Consider the following 23,705-nt stretch of genomic DNA (forward strand, 5'->3'; position numbering starts at 1 on the left):
CGTGGCCTCACTTCGACTGGATCATGTCGAGCAGCTTGGACGGCGACACCTTCGACAGGATCGGCGCCGAGGCCGCGGTCTTGGAGCCGTCCTTGGCTCCGTCCTTCGCCGGTTCGGGCTTGGCAGCAGGGGCGGGCGCCGTCGGATGTCCCGTGGCGGGAGCGGATTCGCCACCCGTGTTCAGGCTCGGCATCTGGCCGATGGGCGTCTGCCCCGGTGATCCCTCGCCGCTCAGGGACGGCAGTTGCGAGACCGGCGGCACGGCGGTGCTGGTGGGCACCGAGGTCAGCTTGGCGGTCGGGCCGGCCGGCGGTGCGCCCGGCGTCGCTGTTGGGGTGCCCGGTGCGGGCAGGCTGTTCTGGCCGGAGGCGGCGTCGAGGATCAGCGGAAGCCCGCCGCTGGCGGCGTTGCCGATCACGACGATCTTGGCGTTGGGCGAATGGGCCAGCTCCAGCGTCGCCTCGATGCCGCGCCAGCGCAGGTAGTTCTCGGTCAGGTTGGCCTGCACCGTTTCCTGGAAGGCACGGATGCCCTGGCCTTCCAGCTGCTTGCGCTGGCTTTCGAACAGTTCGCGCTGGAGGCGGAACTGGTATTCCTGCGCCGCCTGATCCTGCTGAATCTTGCGTTCGATCGACGCCATGATCGCTTCCGGCAGGGAGACGTTGCGGATCAGGATGTCCTGGATCAGCAGGTAGCCGGTCTTGGTCCGCCCGTCCGGCTTCGGCACGTTTTCCGCACCGATCAGCTGGGCGTACATCACGCGGTCGGCGACCTGCTCGTAGGTCTCGGTCTGAACGCGCAGGCGGCGATGGGCGTAGAGTTCGTCCGCCTTGAAGCGCGACACGATCTCGCGCGAGACGGATCCGACCTCCGGCACCAGCAGCACTTCCAGGTAACGCGGGCCGACATTCTTGTGCAGGGCGGCCAGCATCTCCGCATAGGGACGGTAGCGCACCGTGATCTCGATGCTGACGTTCAGGCCGTCGTTGGCGATGGCCGAATAGGACCGCGTGTCCTCCTGCAAACGCAGGTCGTAGATCTCGATCTTGTCCCAGGGGAAGATGACATGGACGCCTTCGGGCAGGGCCGGCGCCATCTGGGTGCCCTCGTGGAAGCGCTTCCACAGCACGCCGCCATGGCCGGCGGGGATGAAGACGACGATGGACGGGGCGAAATAGAGGAAGATCAGGATCCCGACCAGCAGCGTGCACAGCAGGGACCGGCGGTGTTCGTCGTACCAGTGGGCCAGCAGCGCGCGCAGGCGCGACTTCGGCTTCGGCAGCGCATCGGCGTCGTCGATGGTGAAGGCCTGGTCAGCCATGTCACGCGGTCTCCTGCAAGCAATCCATGGCGGGTCGGGACGCGGCCGTGTCGGCCGGCATGTCCATGCGCCCGTTGATCATCCGAATGGTGACGTCGCAGACCGACGACATGTCGCCGTCATGCGAGACGAAGATCACGGTGCGGCCGAGCGACCGCAGCTTGCCGATGATCTCGTTGGCGAAGCGGGTGCGGAACTCGGCATCCTGGTCGGAGGTCCATTCGTCGAGGATGATGACCGGCCGGCCTTCCGCCACCGCGACCGCCAGGGCGACGCGCCGGCGCTGTCCCTTCGACAGGTCGCGGTTCAGCAGCCCGTCGCCGGTGTCCGGAACCAGATGGTCGATCTTCAGATAGGCCAGCATCTCGCGGAACAGCTCGGCATCGAAGCCGGGACCCTGCGGCAGCCGGGTGAACAGGTGGTGGTCCTGGAACACGGCGCAGAACAGGTCGCGGTAGGCCTCCAGCCGGTCGGTCTCCACCGGCTGCCCGTCGAGCAGCACCTGCCCCTCGTCGGGACGGAACAGCAGGGGGATGACGCGCAGCAGGGTGGACTTGCCCGAGCCGTTGGAACCGACGATGCCGACGACGCTGCCGGCCGGGATGGTCAGGTCGACCGGGCCGATCACGAAGGGTTCCGGCCGCAGCCCGGCGCGGTAGGCGAAGCTGACGCCGCGCAGCTCGATGCTGGAGAAGCGGCGCGGCGCGCGGGCGGTGCGCGACGGCTCGTATTCCAGCGCCGGCATGGTGGCGAGCAGGGCCGTCAGCTGCGCCGCCGCATCCTCCGCCGCCACATAGTCGGGCACGGCGTTGAGGAACTTCGACAGCGGACGGGCCAGGAACAGGATGACCGAGGTGACCAGCGGCAGCTCGGCCACCGACATCGCGCCCATGCGCGGGAAGATGAAGACGAAGACCGCCGAGAAGCCGATGATGATCGTCGCGATCCAGGAGAACAGTTCGCCCAAATTGCGGCCGTGGCGGCGCTTCAGCTCTTCCCAGCGGGCGACGTCCGCCTCCACCGCCTGACTCAGTTCGTCGCGCCGGGCCTTGCCCAGCTTGACCTCGGCATTGCCGCCGACCAGCTCGGAAAAGCCCTGGAGCATCCGCAGTTCGGACACCTTGGCATCGCCCAGCAGGGCGCGGGTCCGCTGCGCCTCGCGCACGTACCAGCCGCCGACCAGCAGGGCTGCCACCAGCAGCAGCGTGGCACCCACGGTGGATAGCGTCCACAGGTAGAGATAGGCGACCGACGCCACCAGCATCATGTTGGCGGCGATCGACAGGTTGGGCAGCAGTGCCGCGATGCGCTCCAGATGATGGTTGCCGAGATCGAAGGACCGCTTGGCCTGCAAATCCAGGATGTCGGCGTGGCCGCCCAGCGTGACGTGGCGCAGGAAGCGCCGCCGCACCCCGGCCAGCGCGCTGAAGGCTGTGGTCAGCGTCAGGGCGACGAAGCGCTTGCTGAAGGCATAGGAGACCAGCAGCGACAGGCAGAAGACCAGGAAGGGCGTGTCCAGCACCTCGCCGCGCATCCAGCCGTTCAGCTCCGCGCTGAGACTGATCAGACTGATCAGGTTGGCGGTGGCGGCGACGCAGCCGGTCAGGACCAGCCGGGTCAGGATGCTGCGGTCGGCGAGGCCGATCAGCGGCAGCAGCGAGGACGGCGGCTTGCTCGGAGGGGGAATGCGCTTGGCCATCGTCCGCTTACTCCGCCAGCCAGCCGTCGACGATGCGGGCGATGGTTCCGTTGTCGCGCAGCTTGACGAAGGCGGCTTGCAGACGCTCCGCCTTCTCCTTGCGCGCCTTGGGCAGGGCGATGTAGCGGGGGATCAGCCCGACCGGCTTGGGCAGCACGCGCACGTCCTTCAGGCGGCCGTCCTGCTTGGCCATGTGGTTCAGCACATGCAGGTCGCCGATGATGACGTCCACCCGCCCCAGGATCAGGCGGCGGAAATTGACCACGTTGCTGCTGGACGCGACCTTGTCGAGATAGGTTGCCGCGTCGAAATCGGCCGCGTAGGAGAAGCCGTCGACCACGCCGATCCGGTAGGGGGTCAGATCCTCCAGCCGGTCGAAGGTGATGGGGGAGTCCTTGCGCACCATGAACACGGTGGTGCCGGTGCGGAACGGGCCGATCATGTTGTACTGGGCGAAGCGGGCCGGCGACGCGATGAACTGGAAGCCGATGTCGGCGGTGTTCTCGTCCATCGACTGCACCACCTCCGACCAGGACAGCGGGCGATGGACCGGGGTGACGTTCAGTTCCTTCAGCAGCGCGTTGACGACCTCGGTGTCGATGCCGGTGCGGGTGCCGTTGAAGGAATAGTTGTAGGGTGGGAAATGGTCTTCCGACGCCACGGTCCAGTATTCGGCGCGAGCCGGACCACACAGGACAAGCAGCGCCAGCGGGGCCAGCAGCATGGCTAGCAGTTGCCGAAGCGCGGCGGGGGGGAGCAGGGTCATGGCTGCCGTCACGCCTTGGCCGCTTTCTTGCGGCGGGTGGTCAGCAGGATCATGACGAGAAGGGCGCCGGGCGGTGTCAGCACCACCGCCAGGAAGGCGTAAAGCAGGAAGCCGCCGCGGCGGCCGATCCCCAGGAACCCGACCAGCAGGCAGAGACCGATATAGATCAGCTCGAACACGGCGATGCTTCCTTCCTTGCCCGGCGTTCAGGCCTCAGCCGGCCTTCTGGACCGGCTGCCCGTCCATCTGCGGTGCGGCGGCCGGAGCGTCGGCGGCGGCTTCACCCCTGGCGGCCTCGAACTCCTTGCGGAAATACTCGCGCATCGTGTCGACGTCGAAGTCCAGCAGCGTGCCGCCGGTCTCGAAATGCTGGGCGAAGACACGGCCGAGCGCCTGGGTGGCGGCCAGCGACAGCGCCGGCATCACCGCGATGCCGAGTGCGGTGCCGATGAAGGGAACGGCCTTGACGGCGGAACCCAGCACGCTGGAGCTGAGAGCGCCGGGCATGACGCCACCCAGCAGCGCGCCGACGATGGCGCGGGTCCGCTCCTGCGCGAACTCGACCTCATAGAGCTTGGCGAGCTTGTGGACGAGGTTCAGCTGCGCTGCGCTGACGGCGGCGACGTCGGCGCCCGGCACCGGGATCAGCCCGAAGGCGCCCGAGGCGTAGCTGTGGTACTTGATCAGGTCCTGGGCACGCTTCTTACGGTCTACCATGATCCGAAGCCTTTCTCGGGTCGGGAAGTGTTGATCGGTGGTGGAAACTTCGATGCTGACCACACGTTTCCGGGTGGTTCGCGTCGCCGAGCCGAGCCTTCCGGGGAAAGCAGCAGCCGATCGTCAATTGCAGTCACGGCGATTGACAAACGAAAGGCGTTGGCTGCTCGCGGCAGCGAAGAAATTACCTAATGATGATTAGAGCGTAAGCTTGACGGAAGGCATCAACCCGCCAAGCTATTCAAGATACTTCGTTGATACGTTTTTATTGATTAAAAACATGTTAAGTCACTATCAGGGTTATTAGGCTTTCTGCCGTGATATGGATCGGCCTGTTGCGGCGTGTGACGAAATTTTTCATTAGCTTTTCTTGCGAGCATTGATTTTTTCTACCGGGAAGGGAACCTGACCGGCAGGTCGAACGTCTTCGTTGACAGGGCAGAGCGTGATCCGGTGGCAATGGACGCCGTCATGAACAGAACGGTATCGCGCACCGGCTCACCGCCGATTGTCTGGGTCGGCAGGGCGATGCGCAGCAGCGCACCGTCCCCGGCCGCGGATGCCGACCGGCCCTTCAGCAGCCGCAGCAAGGCCCAGGGGCCGCGCTCGACCAGGGTCAGCGTATCGCCGGCCGCCGCCTCCGCTTCGCTCGCCAGCGCATTCTTCGGGCGATAGGGAGAACCGGCGGCCCAGCGGAAGCTGAGCAGCAGCGGTTGCCCCGCCTTCCAGACCAGCGGTTCGGAACCGGCCGACGCGCCGACCGCGCTGGTTCCGGAGCGGGCCGACCAGTCGATGATGTGCTCCGCCCCCAGTTCCTGTGCGCGGTTGGTGCCGTAGGTGAAACGGACGCTCACCGGTGCGGAGCGGGCGACCGCGTCGAGCAGTGGCCGCGCCGCCTCCATCTTTTCCAGGAACGCCGCGAGTTCGGGCGTCGCCGCCTTCATGACGACGGCGCGGTTCTCGTCGAGCTGCTCGAAGAAGCGGCGAACCTCCTTGGGGTCGGCATCGGGCGCGCCGCGGGCAAGGTCGGAGCGGACGAAGGGGAAGCGGCCCGCCAGCGATTGCGAGAAGAGGGCGTCGAGCTTCGTCACCGCCGCATCGAGGGCTGGCGCCGACAGTTCCGCCGGCGGGACCGGCAGCGGCGGCAATGATGGCAAAGGTGGCAGCTGGGGCGGCAGCCGTGCCGGCGGAGGGGTGTCGATCGGCGCGGGCGGCGGGCTGGCGACGGCCACCTGCCTGGGCTCGGCGGGAGTTGCGGCCGGGGGCGGAGCCGGAACCGGTGCTGCCGGAGCGGGCACTTTGCTCTCTGGGCGCCTGCTTTCGGGAGCAGCGGGTTTGGCCGGTGCCGGCTCTTCCGGGGCCTTGGCGACCACGCGGGTGGCCAATTGCGCCGGCAGGGCGGCGACGGCCGGGTTCAGGGCCAGCACGCCTCCCTCGCCGCTGGTGAGCAGCGAACCGGACGACGGGGTGTCCAGCGACAGGACGGCGGCACGGGCGGCAGTGGCGGCGGTGGACAGCGCCTCGGTGATGCGGTCGGCGGTGTCGCGGCCGGGCAGGTCGGCCATCGCCGCCTTCTGGAGAGCCAGCTTGACGGCATCCGGCAGGCCGCGCGCGGGGTCCTGCAAGGCGGCGGCGATCGGCCAGCCGGCGGCCTCGGTGACGGCATCGACCAGCCGGCCGAGGTCCGTGACATCCTCCTCGGCCGGTGCTTGCGGCAGGTCGCGCAGCCGGTCGGCCAAGGCCTGTGCCCGCAGGCGCAGGGGATTGCGGGTGTAGAGTTCCTCGGCCAGCGGGGCGGCGAGCTGCACCGATTCCGCCCGCAGGGCCACGGCGATGGTCCGGGCGTCCAGGTTGGGGAGGTCGGCACCGGCGGCGATTCGCGTGATGAAGCCGTCCGTCGCCGCCACCGGCGGGCGCGGCACAGCGTCATAGACGCTTTCGGCCAGAGCCTGCAATTCATCGAACCCGCTGTTGCGGCGGAAGCGGTCGTACCGCTCCAGTGCGCCGCGCCGGCCGCCGATGCGATCCAGCTGCGCGGCCAGCCGGCGGAAGGCGGGCAGATCCTCGACGCGCCGGGGATTGGTGACCGGCGGCAGGTCGGTCAGGGCGGCACTCGGCAGCAGGGCATCGCGGATCGGCCGCAGCACCGCACGGCGCAGGGTGACCGAGGCGAGCCGCCGCTTGTCCTCGTCGAACCCGCTGATCAGCGAGGTCGGCAGCAGCGGCGTCGCCAGCCGGTCGCGCTCCATCACGGCGGTGGCGGCGATCACGCGGCCTACCATGGGACCGTCGACGACGGCGTCGCGCGACAGCAGGGCCCGCCGCAGGTCGGCGACCGGTGCGGCGACGGCGGCGCTCCCGGCGGACACCATGGCAAAGCCCTGCCACGCGGCGACCGACAGGACCGCTGCCGATGCGGCCAGCGTGGCCTGGGCGATGCGGCGCCGGCGACGGCCCTGCAGGAAGGCGGCTTCGGACGGCCGGCCATAGCCGGGCTCGGCGAAGGCGCGGCCGGGCAGCAGGTCGCGGGCGAAGGCAGGGCGGCGCCCGCCCGTCGCCGTCGCGCAGGCGCCGGTCAGGGCGATGCCGCGCAGCGGGAGGGGCTCGGCAGCGTTGTCTCCGCCCAGCGCGCCGTCCAGGAACAGCGCCAGCGGGTGGCGTACCGTCTCCAGCGATGCGGGGAGAAGCGGCAGGCGCACACCGGCGACACCGCCGGCAAGGGCATCCGCCTCCAGCAGGGCCAGGTCGGATTGGATGGCGTCGAACGCCTCGCCCACCCGGCCGGGTTCGAAGGGCAGCAGCCAGTCATGCGGGCTGGTCCATCCCAGCACGCCGTCGAGCAGGGCCGCGGGTATGGCGGCGCAGAGATCGGCGAAGCCGTCGAGGGACTCCGCCCGCACCACCACGACATGCACCGGGCAGACCATGCCCAGTTCGTCGCGGATCGCTCGCAGGCGCATGCGCAGGGACTCCGCCCGCTTTGCCAGCGCCTTGCGCGGGGCTTCGCGCTCCGCCGCGGCGCGCAGTTCGTCGGCGCCGACCATCAGCAGGATGCCGTCCAGCGGCCGGCGCGTCGGCCGTTTGCGGATCGCCGCGACCAGGGACGGCCAGGAGGCGTCGAGCCTGGACCCGTCGGCCGAATCAGCGCCGGCATGCAGGATCGCCGCCCCTTCGCAGAACCACCAGCAGCCGTTCTCGCTGTTGCCGTCCTCCGGCCAGTTGACATGGGTCGGGTCGGTGGCGAGCAGCGCCGGACCGCCGACGCCGAAGGCGAGAAACCAGGGGATGTCGCCGCGCCGCAGGGGCCCGCGCATCTGCCGGGTCAGGATGTCCAGCCCCTCGCCATAGGTACGGGCCAGCGGCGGCTTGCCGGCGGCAGCCCTCGACGGCGGCGGCGCCTCCGCCCGCACATGCAGGGGCGAGGACGGCTTGGCCCGGCGCGCGGGTGCCTTGGCGCGGGCCGCGATCTTGGCGGCGGGTTTGCGCATGCGCCGCAGCCGGGCGCGCAGCTTGGGCCAGACCGACCGGGTCGCCCGGTAGAGGATGTAGAGCGGCAGCGCCGCCAGCAGGAAGGGCAGGTAGGCGAAGACGAAGGACAGGATCCAGCCGACGGCGGACCCGATGGAGGAGAGCAGGAATTCCAGCGTCAGGATCAGTAGGACCATGACAGCCCCATATCCTCGACCGCCGAGCGGGCGCCGCGCAGGTCGCGCTGGAGATCGTTCACCGCGGTGCTCCAGAGCAGATGCGAAACCAGCAGGAACAGCGCCGCCACGCCGCCGACCGCCATCCACCAGCGCCGGGCCGACGGACGGAAGCTGCCGAGCACCGCACCCGCCGGCGGATCATAGGCGCGCGGGCTGGCAAGACTGGCCTTCTGCGGTTCCGTTCCACCCTCCTTGCCGGTGAGGATCCGGTGCAGCGGCGAGCGCCGCGCCGTCGCCTGGGCATCCTCGGGAAAACCGAGAGCCAGTGCCGCGAGATAGACCGCGGCAAGCCCGCGGTCGGCCCTGGCCCCCTGGCGGATCAGGTCGTCGGCCTGGACGAACAGGGTCTGGAGGTTGGCGTTCGCACCGAACAGGCGGCCGGCGACGACGGCATCCGCCGGCTTCACCTGGGCCAATGCCTGATCCGCCAGCATCGCCATCGCGAAGACCGCTTTCACCACCATGCCATGAGCAGCGGGACCCTGGGCGGTCGCCGCCGCGCTCATGCCGTGGAGCGTGGCGACCAGCCGGTCGGCGACCGAACCGGCGGCGGCCTGCTCCTGCGCACAGGCGGCCAGCAGGTCGGCGTGGAAGGCGCGGAACAGGGCCAGGACATTCGGGCCGGCGCTACGCGTTGTGTCGAGGATGGTGACGGGCGCAGTCGGCGGCGCAACCGGTGAAGGAGCGGTCCGGACGGTCATGGCGCGGTGTCCCTCGGCAACGGAGCCATGGTGAAGCCGTCGCGTCCCAGCCGGATGTCCAGTTGGCTTGCACCATCCGGCGACTGGCCCAGCAACGCGCGGTGTGCGCCCGGCGTGCCATACCGGGCGAAGACGATGGTCGCGGACGGGGTTGCGGCGAAAGGGGGAAGGCTGCGCAGGATCACGCTCTGGCCGGGCACCATCTCCCACGAGGCGATGGCGATCCGGCCGGCGGCCTCGCCGTTCAGGGCCACCCGGTCGCGGAACCAGCTTGCGGCGTCGAGTGTACCGAGCCGGCGCGCCAGGGCCGGGTCGGCCACCCGCACCACGTCGACGGCGACCGGGCGCCGGCCGTTGGCGTCGGCATCGGCGGTGATGCGGAGCATCGGGGCCGTTCCCATCCCGCCGTCCATGGTGGACGGCGCGGCCTTGTCCGCGGCGCAGCCGGCAAGCAGCAGGGCGATCGTCAGAGCCAGACGCCTCATGGTCAGCCGCCCGCCCCGCCGGCGCAGACATAGCCGGCCGGCGTGTGACGGTACCAGTTGCCTGCCGCCTCCGCACAAGGCGCCAGGACGCGGTCGTTCTGCTGCGGCATGGCCGGTTCGGCGGCCGATGCCGGTGCAGCGCCATCCGTGCTCCGGCCGTTCGCCGGGCGGTTGGTGAGGGCGAAGGACTCCTCGTCCTCCTCCACGATCATCACGTAGCGGGTGCGCTTGGACGGATAGCGGATGCCGACGTCGTAATCGCCGTCGGCGACCCGTTCCAGGATCGCGGCGGATTTTTCGCTGCCGAACGGAGCGCAGGCCGACCCGGCGAGCAGGACCGGCAGCAGCATCGCCACGGCAAGGCAGCGACGGAGGGGGCGTGTCATCGGGATGCTCCTGCTCATGCCGGAACGGTCGTCTGCGGCCCGATCGCGATGGCCGTGGCGGCTGCGGCGGCGCCCGCTTCCATCAGGTCGGGCGGGGTCGGGTCGATGCCGGCGTCGGCCAGCGTCCGGTAGACGGACCGCCAGACCAGTTCCGGCACGGCGAAGCTGGCGTCATGGTCCTTGACCCAGAAGAACAGGTTGTACTTGCACAGCCACTGGCCGTTGACGGCGCGGAAGCCGTCATAGCGGACGAAGGGCAGCCCGCCGGTGGCGTTGGGCATCACCCGGTCCGCCGCACGGAGTGCCGCGGTCAGCAGGCCGCCCATCCGGCCGGGGTCGATGCTGGCGTCGGCGAAATATTCCAGCTTCATCGAGACGCGCTCGACCGCGCTGAAATTGACGACGGTGGCCTCCGACACCTTGGCGTTGGGCATGGCGACGATGAAGCCGGCGACGTTGCGCACCCGCACCGTCCGCCATGTCATGTCCACCACGACGCCGCGGACGATGTCGGTGATCTGGATGCTGTCGCCGATCTGGAACGGCCGTTCGATGTTGAGGACGATGCCGGAGAAGACGTTGGCGATGTTCGCCTGGATGGCGAGGCCGACGACCATGCCGACGAGGCCCGATGCCGCCAGCAGGCTGGTGATCGGCTGCTTCAGCACGAAGGCGATGATGCCGCAGCCGGCGAAGCCGAAGACGATCAGGGTGGAGAAGCGGCGGACGATGGCGGGGATGCGCCGCTGGGTGCGGATCTCCAGCGGGGTCCAGACGAAGCGTTCCAGCGTGCGGTCGACCAGGATGGCCGGCACGATCCACCACAGCACGTTGATGCCGTTCACCACCATGGCGATGCCGCTGGGCGGCAGCGTCGCCACCGCCTGGTCCAGCGCGATGTTGCCGGCCGACATCAGCAGGAGCGGCCAGGACAGGATGCGCATGAACAGCGTCTGGATCTTCCAGAACTGGCCGCGGTCGCGCCGGTCCATGAATGCTGCGAAGACCGCCAGCACGGCGCTGAAGATGGCGATGTAGACGAAGAAGTCGCGGTGGATGAAGTCGCGCGCCGCCGGGGCGTCGGGCGTCGCCACCACGCCGAAATCGACGCGGGAGAAGTCCGGCTGCGGCCGGCCAAAGCCGACATAGTTGGGATCGCCCTCGCTGCTCACGCTGGTGACGTCCTGGGAGATCCAGGCGCGCGCCAGCCGCCAGCCGGGCGACGCGGCCAGGACCCGCTTGGCGCGCAGCTGGTCAAGCAGGGTCGAGCTTTCGCTCTCCCCCTCCAGCGCCCGGCGGAAGCGGTCGGCGAGGCTGAGGTCGGCGGCCGACGCGGTCTCCGCCGCGGCCATCGCCTTCAGCTTCTCGACGAAGTCATTGGTGTTCACCAGCGACATGCCGAGCACGTCGGTGACGAACATCACCGTGTTCCGGTTCTGCGTCCGGTGGCGGAAGCTGATGCCGACCGAATGGCTGCCGTAGGGCGGCCGCTGGTCGGAGAAGTTCAGCGAGAAACGCCCCTCGATCCGGTAGGCGACGTAGGTCGTCACCTCGCCGCGCTCCTCGCGGTAGGGCTTGCCGAGTTCCACCGGCTTGACCGCGTTGGTGAAGACGACGTCGGCCGGGTTGAAGGCGCCGCGGTAGCGGAACCAGACGGTCAGGTTCAGCGTCGCTTCGTTGGCATCCGGGTTGAGGTCGCGGATCTCGTGCAGCTGGACGCCGGTGTAGATGACGTCCGTCTTGTACATGAAGCGGTCGTTGACATAGAGCGCCCGCCCGCGCTGCACCTCCTCCAGGAAATTGGAGACGCCGGCCTCGCGGATCGGCTGGAGCTGGGTCAGCGCCGCCACCGGGTTCAGGCCGTTGTAGGTCGCCATCATCACCGGCAGGGTCGCCTGCCCGCGGGCGTCGAAGGTCCAGGTGCCGGCATTGCCCTGGAAGGCGGTTTCGGCCCGGTCATGGCCGGCGATGGCGAGGCGCAGCGCGTCGCCGTCCGGCTTGCCGCCGCCGTGATGTCCGGTGGCGATGGCGTCGGCGATCAGGTCGACGCCGTCGGCCCCCAGCGCCGCCGCCCAGTCGGGCACCGCGTTGAAGCGCTTCACATATTGGCCGTAGAAGCGTTGCGCCCGCTCGTTCGCCGTGTCGAACAGCACGGGCGAGGCGACCAGCAGGCCATGACCATAGGCCTCCGGTGTCAATGCCTTGGGGTTCACCTGGGTCTGGGCGACGATCTCGGTCCGGAAGGCGGCGGTCGCCATCTCCGAGCTGCCGGCGATCAGGTTGCGCAGGCCGGTATCGCGCAGGGCGACCACCACCCGCGCGCTGTCCGCCGCGGAGCCGATGACGACGATGGCACCGGTCGGCATCCGCTCCTTCACCGCCTGGGCGAGCGCCGGCAGGGCGCCGGTCCCGCCGCGTCCGGGGGCGTAGGTCCACTGGTTGACCAGTTTGGTGCCGAAGCGCTGGAGGATGCTGTCGAACTGGCCGGCCAGTGACGCCGCCTGTTCGCTATCCTCGCGGATGATGGCGACCGTCGGCTCCCCCACCACGTTGCGGACATAGTTGGCGAGGAAGCGGATCTCGTGGGTGCGGTCGAAGCCGATGCTGAACAGCCACGGGCTGGGTGCTGTGTCCGCCGGACGGACCAGCGGGCGCGGGGCGATCAGCGGAATCTTCTTCTGGGCATAGATGGCGGTGGCGCTGTCGGTGGCGTCGGGTGTGTGGCCGATCACCGCGACGATGGCCGGGTCGTTGGCGATGCGCCGGGCGATCTCCAGCGACTTGCCCTTGTCGCCCTCGTCGTCGAAGGGCCTGACCTCCACCGGGCGTCCGCCGATGCCGCCGGCCGCATTGAGGGTGTCGGCACGCAGGGCGGCCCCCTTGCGCAGCGCCAGCCCGAGGGCCGCGTCCGGCCCGCTCAGCGGCCCCACCACGGCGAGCGCCAGCGGCTCCCCGGTCCGCTCGCCGAGGAAGCCGGCGCGTACCACCAGCGACACCAGCACGGTGACCAGCATCGCCGCCGCCAGGATCAGGGCGAAGCGCGCCTTCTTGGTCATGTGCGACCAGCGCAGCGGCGGCCGGGAACGGGGCTGGAGCGAACTCAGCATCGGGTGAACCTCGGGAGAGGGGAATTTCTCATCGGCCGGACCATCCTCACCGCTCCTGCATCGCGTGCTGGAGGCCGTTGAGGACCGGCGAGAAGACATAGTCGAGGATCGTGCGGCGCCCGGTCAGGATGCTGCAGGTCACCCGCACGCCGGGGAAAAGCTCGTAGGTCTTGCCGCCATAGTCGAAGCGGGTCACCGGCAGCTCGACGCGGACCTTGTAGTAGGACTGCTTGTTGGCATCGAGCAGCGTGTCGGGGCTGATCGTCCGCACCCGGCCCTCGATGTGGCCGAAGCGCGAGGCGTCGCTGCCGGCCAGCGTCACCACCACCGGCTGGTCGGCGCGGACATAGCCGATGTCCTGCACCGGCAGGCGGGCATCCACCACCAGATTGCCGTCGCGCGGCACCAGCTCCACCACCGTCTCACCCGCCTTGACGACGGCGCCCTTGGTGGAGACGGCCAGCGTCTTGACGATGCCGTCCATCGGCGCCCGCATGCTGGAGCGGTCGAGGCTGTCCTGGTAACGGGTCAGCCGCTGCGACAGCTCGTTGTGGTTGCGCCGCGCCTCGTCCAGCGCGTTGCGGCCCTCTTCCTCGTACTTGCGGCCGATCCACACCAGCTTGCTGCGGGCTTCGGCCAGGGCGGCCTCGGCCTGGGCCAGGGTGGCGCGGTCCTCGGCGATGGAGCCGGTGATGCGGGCGTCGTCGCGCAGAAGCTCCAGATGTTTCATCCGGTTGGTGATCTCGCGTTTCAGCAGGCTTTCGCTGATCGACAGCTGTTCGCGGATCAGACCCTGCGCCACCTGGGAGCCGGAGATGCGGGCGCGCACGGCGGCCGACTGCTGTTCGCGCTGGACGATGTCCTGGCGCTGGATGTCGAGGTCGGAGGCCAGCCGGTCGTGCCGGGCACGGAACAGGTCGCGGGTCTGCGCCACCAGATCCGGCCGTTCGCGGGCCAGCTTTTCCGGGAAGTCGATGGTTTCGCGCCGGGCCACTTCGGCTTCCAGCCGGGCGATGTCGGCGGAAAGCGAGCCGAGACGCAGGCGCAGCTCCTCCAGATCGGCGCGGGTCTTGGTCTGGTCCAGCTCGACCAGCACCTGCCCGGCCTTCACCGAATCGCCTTCCTGCACCAGGATATCGCGGATGATGCCGCCTTCGAAATGCTGGACCGACTGGTTGTAGGCGAGCGGCACCACGTCGCCGGGCGCACTGCTGGAGACGTTCAGTTCGGCGATGGATGCCCAGCCCAACGCGGCCAGGAAGGCGGCGATGCTGACGGCGAACAGGCCGTCGCCGAAACGGCTGTCAGTCTCCGGTGCCGTGGCGGTGGTGAAGGGCAGAGCCGCTGCCGTTGCGCTTCCCAGGGGAAGAGCAGGACTTGCGACCGGCTTGCGGGTCAGCAGGGGGAACGGCTTCATGACGCCACCAGTCCGGCCGGGTCGCGGCTCTTCATCGGTTCCTGCGGCTGGTCGAGGTCGAGCACCAGCGAGGCTCCCTGGAGGATGCGCGGGTCGTGCGAGGCGATGACCACGGTATGGCCGGCGCGGGCGAGGTCGATCAGCGTGCGGTAGACGACGGCGGTGCCGTCGGCATCCAGCCCGTCGGTCGGCTCGTCGAGCAGGATCAGCCGCCCGCCGACCGCCAGCGCGCGGGCGAGCGCCAGCCGGCGGCGATGGCCGACCGGCAACTCATTGCCGAAGTTGCGCAGCGGCGTGTCGAGCCCCTGGGCGCAGTCGGCCACCGCGCGGTCGGCGCCGGCACGGTGCAGGACGGCTTGCAGTTCGGTTTCCGACAGACGCGGGTTGGCGAGCAGCAGGTTCTCGCGGATGGTCCGGTTGAGGAAGACGGGTTCCTGCGGCAGGTAGCCGATCTGCTGGCGCCACCAGAGGGGGGCGAATTTGCGGATGTCGACGCCGTCGGCCAGCACGGCACCCTCCTGCGGATCGGCAAGCCCGGCGATCAGGCGGATCAGCGTCGACTTGCCCGACCCGTTGCGGCCCTTCAGCACCAGGATGTTGCCGGCGGGAACCGACAGCGACAGCCGGCGCAGCAGCGGGGTGACGGCGCCGGCCGGGGTATAGGTCAGGTCGCGCAGTTCCAGCGTGCCGCCGTAGCGGGGCAGGCTGGTGCCGGTCGGCGGCTCCACCGCCGTGCGGGCGAACTGCTCCAGCCGGCTCTGCGCCTGCCGGGCCATCGCCAGCGATTCTCCGATCTGCGCCAGCCGGGTGAAGGGGGCCAGCGCCCGGCCGACCAGCAGGTTGACGCCGATCAGCGAACCGACGTCCAGTTCGCCGCGAACCACCAGCACCGCGCCGGTGGCTATCACCGCCACGCCCTGGAGCGCCTGGAGGCTCTGCGCCATCGACTGGGCGCGGCCCTGGCGCATCGACATGCGTTCGCGCAGGGCTCTCAGCGTCTTCGCCGCGCGCTGCCAGTCGCCGAGCAGCGGCTTGGCGCCGCCGAACAGCGCCACCGCATCGCGGCCGACGATGGCGGAGGTGACGAGGCCCTGCGCGTCGGCGCCGGCCTGGGCCACATCGCGGCCGACCGAGCGCATGTCGGCCTGGGCCAGCAGGCCGGCGGCGATCGACAGCAGGGTGAAGAGGACGCAGATCGCCGCCAGCGGCCAGGAGACCAGCGCCACCACGAGGATGAAGCCCAGCGCGAAGGGCAGATCGAACAAAGTCGCCAGATTGGCGGAGCCCAGCGCCGCGTCGATCTGCTCGGGCGCCCGCATTGCCTCGCGCCGGGCGGCGTCGCCTTCGGCCGAGCCGGCGCCGCTGCGCGCGGTCAGCAGGATGCCGAAGGCGCCGGTCGCGAGATTCTCATGCTCGGTGCGGCCGATGCGGCCGGCGATGCCGAGGCGGACATGGCGGAACAGATGTTCGAAGGCGATGGACAGCACGACGCCGACGGTCAGCGCCGCCAGCGTGGAATCGACGCCGTGCGTCACATACCGGTTCAGCACCAGCATGGTGTAGAAGGAGGAGGCGAGGCCGAGCAGGTTCGCCGCCAGCGATGCCGCGAAGACGCGGGCCGTCAGCCGCAGGTTGGAGCGCAGCCGCAGGAGCAGCAGTCCGATGGCGCCGCCGGTCATTGCTGGTCTCCCTTGCCGCGCTTGCGCTTCGTATCCTTGTTGGCGGGAGGCGCCGGCTCGGTCTTGCCGGGCCCGTCAAACAGGCCGCGCCCCATCGCCGCCAGCTTCGGCATCGGTTTGGTCTGGATATCGGCGGCGTTGAGCCGGCCCATGGCGGCCAGCATGCGGTAGCTGGCGAGAACCAGTTCGGTCTCCGCTGCGGCGGCATCGCTGCGCGCGTTGATCAGCGTCGTCTCGCCCGACAGGATGTCGATCAGCGAGCGGGAACCCAGCTCGCGCTCCGCCCGCGCCACGTCGAGGAATCCGGCGGCGAGGCTGGCCTGATCGTTCAGCAGCTTCACCTGCGAGCGGGCGCTTTCCAGCCGGTTCCAGCTGTTGCGGACGGTCTCCAGCACGCTGCGTTCCTGGTCGGCCCAGTTGGCATCGGCCGCCCGCAGGTCGGCCTCGGCGAGGCGGACGCTGTTGATCGCGGTCAGGCCGGTGTTCAGCGAGAAGGTGACCTGAAGCTTGAACAGCAGCTCGTCTTGCCGTCCGGGCTGGCCGGCGACGTTGTTCTTCATGTTGCGCTCGACATAGCCCTCCACCCGCGGATAGAGGCTGCGGCCACGCACCGACGCCACCGCCTCCTGGGCCGCCGCCGTGGTCAGCGCCAGTTCCTGGAGGCGCGGGTTGTGGCGGCGCGCCTCCTCCACCGCCGCATCGATCGACACGGGTAGGGCGGCCTTGGTCATCGCCAGAACCTCGGCGCCATCCAGCCGGAAGGGCACATGGCCGAAATAGGCCTGGAAACGGCTGAGGGCCGTCCGCATCGCCTCTTCCGCCGCGACCCTGCGGGCCTGGGCGCCGGCAAGCTGGCTCTTGGCCTGGAGAACATCGGTGGAGAAGCCGTAGCCTTCCTGAAGGCGGACCTCCTCCAGGCCGGTCTGGCGGCGGATGTTGTCTTCGGACTGGCGGGCGAAGGCGAGCAGACGATGGGCGCGGACGAGGGTGGCGTAGGCGCTGAGTCCCTCCACCAGCAGTTCCTGACGGGTGCGTTCCACGGCGATGTCGGCACGCACCACGGACACCTGCGCCCGGCGGATATCGGCGTTGGTCGCGTCGAAATCCCAGATCAGCTGTGTCGCGCGCACCGACAGCTGCTTGGCGTTCAGGTCGGTGTTGGGAAGGCCGGCCGGCTTGTTGGTGGTCTCGCGCCCGCCATTGGCCGACAGGCTGAGCGTCGGGTACCAGCCGCCATGGCTGACCCGCAGGGCGTTGCGGGCGGACTCGGCCGCCGCCTCCGCGCCCCTCAGCCGGTCATGGGTGTCCGTCGCCTTGCCGATCAGGGAGATCACGTCGTCGCGCGGTGACGCAAACACAGGTTGCGTCATGCCGCCAAGAAGCGGAAGCAGGGCCGTAGCAAAAAGAAAGAATTTGCGCATGAGGGTCCTGGAGATCGCCGTCGGCTTAAGCTTAGTGGCTAGCGACAATGGCGAACATAGCCGACAACCCTTACTGGGCTTTAAGACAAAACAGTGTTCAAATTCCTAACAAATCCTCTAAATTTGTCAGTCTTATTAGGCATGCGTGATGTGTTGCACGTTGGATGCGTCGCTATTTTGCTGGTGATGCTGGTCGAAGAGGTGAGGTGCTGCGACTGAATCCGAAAAGTGAGAAAGAGCATCTTGCGGTGCAATCGCACCCTCGGCGGGTAGGCCGAGGCCGGATGTCAGCAGGGCCGCAAAGTTGGTGACCGCCGGTGCCGCCTGTGGCTGGATTTGCACCTGCGCGGCGGAGGAGGCCTTCACGTCGAAGGCGACACCGGCGACCATATGGCTGCTGCCGTCCGCCATCGTCATGCTGGTGGTGCCGAGGATGCGGCTGCCGGCCAGGGCGGCGTCGCTCGGGCTCGCGGTGGTGGCGATTGCGCGGATGCCCGCCTCCGTCAGCCCGAGCAGTTCGTTCGCCTGGCTCATGCCGTCGCTGTTGGCGTCCTGCCAGACCTTCAGGGTGGCGAAGGTCTCGTCGGTCGCATCCAGGCGGCCGTCATGGTTGCGGTCGAGGGAGGCGAGCGCGTCCAGGCTGCTGTTGAAGCCGCTGCCGAACTGTTCGGAGACCAGTTCGTGAGCATCGTCGATCCGTCCGTTCCCGTTGCTGTCCTGCACGAGCAGGGCGTTGCCCGGCCCGATCCAGCCGGTGCTGTCGGCGATGCCGTCGCCGGTCACGTCGAAATGGATGCCGTCGGACAGCGGGCGCAGGGCCAGCCCGTTCCCGGTCATGTCCAGCACGATGGGATCGCTGGCGACGGTGGTCAGCTTGATGTTGTCGACGCGCAGGATCGGGTTGACGCTGTTGTCGGTCGTATCGGAGGTGCCGAAGCCGAGCGACAGGGTGCTGTTGGCCGAAACCACCACGCTGAAGCTGCCGCTGGCGCTCGCATCCTTGGCCAGCAGCGTCACCACCCCGTTGACGCTGACGAAGGCGAAATCATGATAGCCGGGGTCGGAGAAGGTGAAGGACCAGTCGAAGGTCAGCGTGGTGTCCTGCGTCACCGTCACGGTCGTGCCGAGCTTCATCGCATGGCCGGCCGACGGAACCGTCCCGGTCGCCGCGGCGATGGAACCGTGCGTCAGGCCGAGGAAGTCCTCAAGCTGGGTCGGCGTCTGGCCGACCGCCGAGGTGAGCGTTGCCTCATGGCCGTCGCCCGTCGAGCCGATGCTGGTGCCGCCGGTGTAGGTCCAGCCGCTCAGCCCATTGTCGAAGGAGCCGTTCGGGACCAGCACGCCGGGGTGCAGGGTCACGCTGTCGGTCGCGCTGGAGAAGGCGCTGCCGGTGCTGGTGTCCATCGCCACCTTGGTGCCGGCTGTTCCGCTGGTCTGGTCCCAGGCATGGATGGTCAGGGCAGCGTTGACGGTGGCGGGCACCGATGCATTGGGCTGGAAATACAGCCGGTCGGTCGGGCGCAGCAGCAGGGCGGAGTCGCTGTCATTGACCGTTCCGACGAGGCTCCAGGTCGAACCACCGTCCGTCGAGAACCACCAGTGCCCATAGCTCTCGTTGGTGCCGACCAGGGCGATGCCGGTCACGGCACCCGCATCGCCGTCGGTGACGTTCGCCGGACCGGTGCCGTTAAGACCGACCAGCTTCGACACGGCGATGCCCGCGGTTCCGGCCGTGGGGGCCGCAAGAGCCTCCGCCGCGACGGACAGCGTCAGGCTGGTGTCGGCCAGAACAGGGGAGGCGTTGGGCGGCACCACCGTGACGGCAACCGAAGCGCTGGCGGTCAGCGGCCCGCCATCCCCGCCATTCCCTTGGTCATCGACCAGGATATGGACGGTGTCGGCACCGGTGTAGGAGGACGCGGTATAGAGAAGGCCGTTGGTGGCGCCCAGCAGGCTGTTGATGGTCGCGAGCGTCGCGCGGACGGTGACGGTGTCGGTTCCGTTGCCGGTGATAACGGCGTCGGTTCCGCCATCGGCAAGTGTCAGCGTCCCGTGTCCGGCGGACAGGGTGATCAGCATCGGCGCCGACCCGGCGTCGATGTCCGACACCGAAAGGCCGGTGACGGCGACTGCCACACCCTTCACCGTCGACAGCGACGTGGTGCCGGCGGTGACTTGCGGGGCGTCGTTCACCGGCGTGACGCTTCCGGTCAGCACGATGGTGTCGGCGCTGTAGACCGTGCTGCCGCCGACACCCTGGGTCAGATCGACATGGCTGCCGATCAGGGTGGAGCCTCCGCCCTCCTCGATCAGCCGGACGGTCAGGGCCGGGGTGGTGCCGTTCCAGTCGGCCGAGGGCACGAAACGCAGCCGGTCGGCGGCAGCGATCACCAGGGCCGATCCTTCCGAAACGGAGCCCACGGCCGCCCAGGCGGTGCCGGTCCAATATTGCCAGACGCCCTGTGCCGTGGTCGCCGCGTTGCCGACGATGGCGATTCCGGCGAAGCCGTCGGCCGTGGATCCCCCGGCCACGGCGTCGGCCGCGTCGGAGAACAGGCTGCCGAACAGGCTGGTGACGGTGGCTCCGGCCGGGTCGGCGGTGTCCTCCGCGATCGCCGGCAGGGTTGCGGCGGTGCCGGTGGCGACCGGCGCGTCGTTGACGGCGTCGACGCTGCCGGCCAGCGTGACGGTGTCGGCGCTGTAACGGCTGGTCCCGCCGCCCATGGTCGATGTAACCCGCTCGCCACTGATGATGGCGCCCAGCGAATCGTCCACCAGCCGCACCGTCAGGGCCGGGGTGGCACCGTTCCAGTCGGCGGCGGGAAGGAAGCGGATCATCGTGCCGGCGGCCAGCAGCAGGCCGTTGCCGGCGCCGGCCGCACCGATGTCGGTCCAGGCCGATCCGGTCCAGTATTGCCATGCCCCTTCGGCCGCGGTGGCGGCATTGCCGACCACCAGCACGCCCGCGAAGGCGTTCGCCGTCGACCCGCCGGCAACCGCGTCGATGGGGTCGGAGAACAGGCCGCCGAACAGGGTGGAGACGGTCATCCCGGCGGGATCGGCGGAATCCTCCGCGACAGGCGCCAGGGTGGCCGCCGTTCCGGTCGCCACGGGTGCGTCGTTGACGGCGGTCACGCGGCTGTCGAGCAGGATGGCGGAAACGCTGTAGGGGGTGGTTCCGCCGACGCCGAGGCTCTTCAGATCGACATGGTCGCCGCTGACGATGGCGCCCGCGGACTCGTCGACCAGACGCACCATCAGGCTTGGGGGCTGCCCGTTCCAATTGGTGACAGGCAGGAAGCGCAGCATCGTCTCGGCGGACAGCAGCAGCGCATTGCCGTCCGACGCCGCGCCGATCGCGACCCAGCTGCTGCCGTTCCAATATTGCCATTCGCCCTGGGCGGCATTGCCGGGGTTTGCGACCACGGCAACGCCGGCGAATTTGTCGCCCGACACGCCGAACACCGCATCGCTCGGGTCGGAGAACAGCTTGCCGAACAGGGTGGAGACGCTGGCGCCGACCGGGTTGGTGCTATCCTCCGTCACGGAGTCCAGGACGGCCTGCACGCCGGTCGCCACCGGGGCGCCGTTGACGGGGGTGATGGCGAGGGACAGCTGCGCCACGTCGGACGACAGGGGTGTGGTGCCTCCGGTTCCGGCGAGGGTGAACAGGCGGTGCTCGGCACCGCTGAAGCCACCGGTCCATTCGTCCCCCACCGCCCGCAATTCCAGGGCGGGCGCCTGTCCGGAGGCGCCCGTCGCGGGCAGGAAACGCAGCAGGGCATTGCCCGGCAGCACCAGCGCCGCAGTTTCGGCGACCGACCCGACCGCGATCCAGCTGCTGCCGTCGACGCTGTATTGCCAGACGCCGAGTTGCGAGCCCTGGTTCGCCACGACCGCGACGCCGACCACGCTGCTGCCGGTCTCACCGGGGCGGAACATCGCCTCGATCAGGTGGAAGACGGTGAAGCCGGCGGGGGCGGTCGTCCCCTCGGCGATCGCCAGCGCCTTTGCCAGGGCCGCCGCGTCGAAGGACGGCGACAGGGTCGGCGCCGCGGCGTGGTGTTCGACCGTTACGGTGGGGGTGGCGGGCAGGGTTGGCGTGATGGTCGGCGAGCTGGTGCCTGCGCTGTCGGTGGTCGCGTTTTCGATGGCGCGAACCGCCGACTGCACCGCCCGCTGCTGGCTTTGCGCCGCGACGGCGAAGGCATCGCCGGTGCTCAGCGCCTTGGTGACCGACGGTGCGGAAACGGCTGGCCGTGCGTCCGTGGACGCGGTGGAGTGGGCGGAGCTGTCGCCCGTGGCGCCCTTGTCCACGGTGCCTGACAGATCGAAGCTGATGGACTTGAGCGCGGTCTCGCCCGTCGCCGACTTTGCCGCAGGAGGAGAGGAGGCGTCAGGAGCCGGGGGCTTTCCGTCGGCGGACGCATCGGCCGCAGCCTTCTCGCCGCTGCTCTCCTTTGCATCGCCCTTCGTGTCGCCTTTGTCGTCCGACTTGGCGTTTTCCTTGCCGTCCTTTTCCTTTCCGCCATCGTCCTTCGCTTGGGGGTCTTTCGCCTGAGCGTCCTTCGCCTGGGCGTCCGCCACCTGCTCGACGGCCTTGCCGTCGGTGCTTTCGCTGTGCTGGGCGCCGTCCTTGGCGGCCTGCTTGCTTTCGCCGGTCTCCTTGGCAGCGGCGGCTTTGTCCGGGTTGGCGAGGTCGGCCATCGCCTTGTCCTGGGCGGACACCGGGACTTCGCTGGACTGGCTGTTCTGTTGGACGGTGTCGGCGGCCTGACGGGCTGCCGCCAGCGCCTGTCCTGCGGACCGTCCCTCCGCCAGGGCCTGTCCCAGGGCGGCACCGAAGGCAGTGCCGGTTCCGCCGAGGGCCTGGACGGCCTGCTGGACATTGTTGCCGCTGGCGAGTGCCGCGACGAGCGGGTCGGCCTTCACGCCTTTCGTCGTCTCCGCCGACAGGGCGGTTGCCGCGGCAACGTCCTGCCGCGCCGTGCCCAAGGCGCCGGACGGCTCGTGGCCGGTGGAGAGGGCGCCGCCCAGCGCCTGCCCGAACCCGCCGGCCGCGGTTCCGTCAAAGCCGGCCGCCGTGGCGAAGGACTTCACGGTCTCCGCCACGTTGCGGCCGGACGCCAGCGACGCCACCAGCGCGTCGGTCGGCTTCGGCGGCACGGCGGCGGCGGTCTGGCTGGCGGTCATCTCTGCCTGGGCCCGAACCGATGCGCCGAGGGCCGCGTCCGGCGATCCGCCGCGGGCCAGGGCATCGTTGAGGACGCTGGCGAAGGCCGGGCCGCTCACGGCGCCTTGCGCCTCCGCACCGCCGGAGGCCAGCGCGGTCAGCATGCGGTCGCCGTCCGACTGCACGACTGTTGTTGAGTGTGTCAGAAGCTCGCTGCTGGCACTCGCTTCCCTGGCCGCGGTCACGGCGGCAGTGGACTCGGTGCCGCTGGACAGCGCCCGTTCCAGCGTGTCGGCGAAGTGGCCGTTCTGGCCGGCCCCCAACGCCTTGACCGCATCCTGAACCCCGGCGCCGGAGGCCAGCGCGGCGGTCAGCTGTTCCGCCGGGGAGAGCGGTGCCGCTGCCGGTGCGGTCGTCGGGACCGCCGGCGCATTCAAGGCCTGCGACAGGGCGGCGATCGGGTCCGCCGCGCCCGCCGGTCGGGCGAGCGGGTCCATCACGCCGCTGAACAGGGCGGCGGACAGCCTGGCTGCCGCCTCAGGGGTGGGCAAGGACTGTGCGTCCATTCCCTGACCCTGCGCCAGGGCGATCGCCACCTTCTGCTCGCCGCTCAGGGAAGCCGCATTCTGCGTCGCCTGGACCATGCGCTCGGCGGCACCGGCCGCGATCCGGTTCGCCTGGAGGATGGCGGCATCCGGCGTGGACTGCGCACCGAGACCATTGGCGAAATCATGCATCCAGCCTTCCGCGAGCGCGCCGGCGGCGGTTGCAGGCAGGCCTTGACCGCTCAAGGCTGCCGCCATCTTTTCCCGCACCGCCGGCAGCGCGTCCGGATTCCCGCTCAACAGCGCCCCTGCCGCTTCCGAAGCGAGCGCCTCGGGGATGATCAGGAGCGGTGCGGAGGTGGTTTCGGCCGTCACAGGGTCTGTCATCACGGCCCTTTCGCCGGTGCATCAGTTGCCAGTAGCAACCAGCGATAACACCGCTATTTTCTGAAAAATATCTGAACGCCGTCATCCGGAGAGGATGAAGCTGCAAAATTTTCCCGATGGTAAAACCGTGCTCCGGGTAGGTTCTTTAGTTTAGGGGAGTGTGATATTAAAAACCGTTACGCAGGCATTGAGTG

General features: G+C 69.4%; 14 protein-coding genes. All 14 read right to left on the minus strand.

The genetic code is table 11. The features are described from left to right. Window positions 1–7 precede the first annotated feature (7 nt). The 14 genes from J2848_RS13910 to J2848_RS13975 all read right to left on the minus strand — a co-directional run bounded on the left by J2848_RS13910 (window position 8) and on the right by J2848_RS13975 (window position 23,511). On the minus strand, window positions 8–1,321 hold the full coding sequence (locus J2848_RS13910) for a prohibitin family protein (RefSeq protein ID WP_149231568.1): 1,314 nt from the start codon (window positions 1,319–1,321) through the stop codon (window positions 8–10). Between the two features lies 1 nt (window position 1,322). Further along, window positions 1,323–3,020, minus strand: a complete 1,698-nt coding sequence (locus tag J2848_RS13915) for an ATP-binding cassette domain-containing protein (protein WP_149231569.1) — start codon at window positions 3,018–3,020, stop codon at window positions 1,323–1,325. Window positions 3,021–3,027: 7 nt separating this feature from the next. Further along, window positions 3,028–3,786 carry a substrate-binding periplasmic protein gene (locus J2848_RS13920; RefSeq protein WP_149231570.1) on the minus strand — a complete coding sequence of 253 codons (759 nt, stop codon included), beginning with the start codon at window positions 3,784–3,786 and terminating at the stop codon, window positions 3,028–3,030. An 8-nt stretch (window positions 3,787–3,794) separates the two neighbouring features. Continuing rightward, the gene (locus J2848_RS13925) at window positions 3,795–3,965 is read right to left on the minus strand and encodes a hypothetical protein (protein WP_170307039.1); all 171 of its coding nucleotides are present in this window, start codon (window positions 3,963–3,965) and stop codon (window positions 3,795–3,797) included. A 34-nt stretch (window positions 3,966–3,999) separates the two neighbouring features. Next, on the minus strand, window positions 4,000–4,503 hold the full coding sequence (locus tag J2848_RS13930) for a YcjF family protein (RefSeq protein ID WP_149231571.1): 504 nt from the start codon (window positions 4,501–4,503) through the stop codon (window positions 4,000–4,002). Between the two features lie 389 nt (window positions 4,504–4,892). After that, window positions 4,893–8,168: a type VI secretion system protein gene (locus tag J2848_RS13935; protein WP_246193876.1), complete on the minus strand. Its 3,276-nt coding sequence runs from the start codon at window positions 8,166–8,168 to the stop codon at window positions 4,893–4,895. Then, window positions 8,156–8,911 carry a hypothetical protein gene (locus tag J2848_RS13940; protein ID WP_149231572.1) on the minus strand — a complete coding sequence of 252 codons (756 nt, stop codon included), beginning with the start codon at window positions 8,909–8,911 and terminating at the stop codon, window positions 8,156–8,158. Before J2848_RS13940 ends, J2848_RS13935 begins: the two co-directional genes overlap by 13 nt. Continuing rightward, window positions 8,908–9,396, minus strand: coding sequence for a hypothetical protein (locus tag J2848_RS13945; RefSeq protein WP_149231573.1), 489 nt, complete (start codon window positions 9,394–9,396; stop codon window positions 8,908–8,910). The genes J2848_RS13940 and J2848_RS13945 overlap by 4 nt, the downstream gene beginning before the upstream one ends. A gap of 2 nt (window positions 9,397–9,398) precedes the next feature. Beyond that, window positions 9,399–9,782 carry a hypothetical protein gene (locus tag J2848_RS13950; RefSeq protein ID WP_149231574.1) on the minus strand — a complete coding sequence of 128 codons (384 nt, stop codon included), beginning with the start codon at window positions 9,780–9,782 and terminating at the stop codon, window positions 9,399–9,401. Between the two features lie 14 nt (window positions 9,783–9,796). Then, the gene (locus J2848_RS13955) at window positions 9,797–12,889 is read right to left on the minus strand and encodes an ABC transporter substrate-binding protein (RefSeq protein ID WP_149231575.1); all 3,093 of its coding nucleotides are present in this window, start codon (window positions 12,887–12,889) and stop codon (window positions 9,797–9,799) included. Between the two features lie 46 nt (window positions 12,890–12,935). Then, the gene (locus J2848_RS13960; protein ID WP_149231576.1) at window positions 12,936–14,306 is read right to left on the minus strand and encodes an HlyD family type I secretion periplasmic adaptor subunit; all 1,371 of its coding nucleotides are present in this window, start codon (window positions 14,304–14,306) and stop codon (window positions 12,936–12,938) included. Continuing rightward, on the minus strand, window positions 14,303–15,985 hold the full coding sequence (locus J2848_RS13965) for an ATP-binding cassette domain-containing protein (protein ID WP_149231577.1): 1,683 nt from the start codon (window positions 15,983–15,985) through the stop codon (window positions 14,303–14,305). Before J2848_RS13965 ends, J2848_RS13960 begins: the two co-directional genes overlap by 4 nt. Continuing rightward, window positions 15,982–17,343 carry a TolC family protein gene (locus J2848_RS13970; protein WP_246193877.1) on the minus strand — a complete coding sequence of 454 codons (1,362 nt, stop codon included), beginning with the start codon at window positions 17,341–17,343 and terminating at the stop codon, window positions 15,982–15,984. The genes J2848_RS13965 and J2848_RS13970 overlap by 4 nt, the downstream gene beginning before the upstream one ends. A 198-nt stretch (window positions 17,344–17,541) precedes the next feature. Beyond that, complete coding sequence (locus J2848_RS13975; RefSeq protein WP_211103130.1) at window positions 17,542–23,511, minus strand: beta strand repeat-containing protein; 5,970 nt, start codon at window positions 23,509–23,511, stop codon at window positions 17,542–17,544. Between the last annotated feature and the right edge of the window lie 194 nt (window positions 23,512–23,705).

The organism is Azospirillum lipoferum (assembly GCF_024170005.1).
Taxonomy (GTDB): domain Bacteria; phylum Pseudomonadota; class Alphaproteobacteria; order Azospirillales; family Azospirillaceae; genus Azospirillum; species Azospirillum lipoferum.

Excerpts from the sequence above, each read along its gene's own strand:
- J2848_RS13910 (WP_149231568.1), bottom strand. The coding sequence starts at position 1,321 with ATGGCTGACCAGGCCTTCACCATCGACGACGCCGATGCGCTGCCGAAG.
- J2848_RS13915 (WP_149231569.1), bottom strand. The coding sequence starts at position 3,020 with ATGGCCAAGCGCATTCCCCCTCCGAGCAAGCCGCCGTCCTCGCTGCTG.
- J2848_RS13920 (WP_149231570.1), bottom strand. The coding sequence starts at position 3,786 with ATGACCCTGCTCCCCCCCGCCGCGCTTCGGCAACTGCTAGCCATGCTG.
- J2848_RS13930 (WP_149231571.1), bottom strand. The coding sequence starts at position 4,503 with ATGGTAGACCGTAAGAAGCGTGCCCAGGACCTGATCAAGTACCACAGC.
- J2848_RS13935 (WP_246193876.1), bottom strand. The coding sequence starts at position 8,168 with ATGGTCCTACTGATCCTGACGCTGGAATTCCTGCTCTCCTCCATCGGG.
- J2848_RS13940 (WP_149231572.1), bottom strand. The coding sequence starts at position 8,911 with ATGACCGTCCGGACCGCTCCTTCACCGGTTGCGCCGCCGACTGCGCCC.
- J2848_RS13945 (WP_149231573.1), bottom strand. The coding sequence starts at position 9,396 with ATGAGGCGTCTGGCTCTGACGATCGCCCTGCTGCTTGCCGGCTGCGCC.
- J2848_RS13950 (WP_149231574.1), bottom strand. The coding sequence starts at position 9,782 with ATGACACGCCCCCTCCGTCGCTGCCTTGCCGTGGCGATGCTGCTGCCG.
- J2848_RS13955 (WP_149231575.1), bottom strand. The coding sequence starts at position 12,889 with ATGCTGAGTTCGCTCCAGCCCCGTTCCCGGCCGCCGCTGCGCTGGTCG.
- J2848_RS13960 (WP_149231576.1), bottom strand. The coding sequence starts at position 14,306 with ATGAAGCCGTTCCCCCTGCTGACCCGCAAGCCGGTCGCAAGTCCTGCT.
- J2848_RS13965 (WP_149231577.1), bottom strand. The coding sequence starts at position 15,985 with ATGACCGGCGGCGCCATCGGACTGCTGCTCCTGCGGCTGCGCTCCAAC.
- J2848_RS13975 (WP_211103130.1), bottom strand. The coding sequence starts at position 23,511 with ATGACAGACCCTGTGACGGCCGAAACCACCTCCGCACCGCTCCTGATC.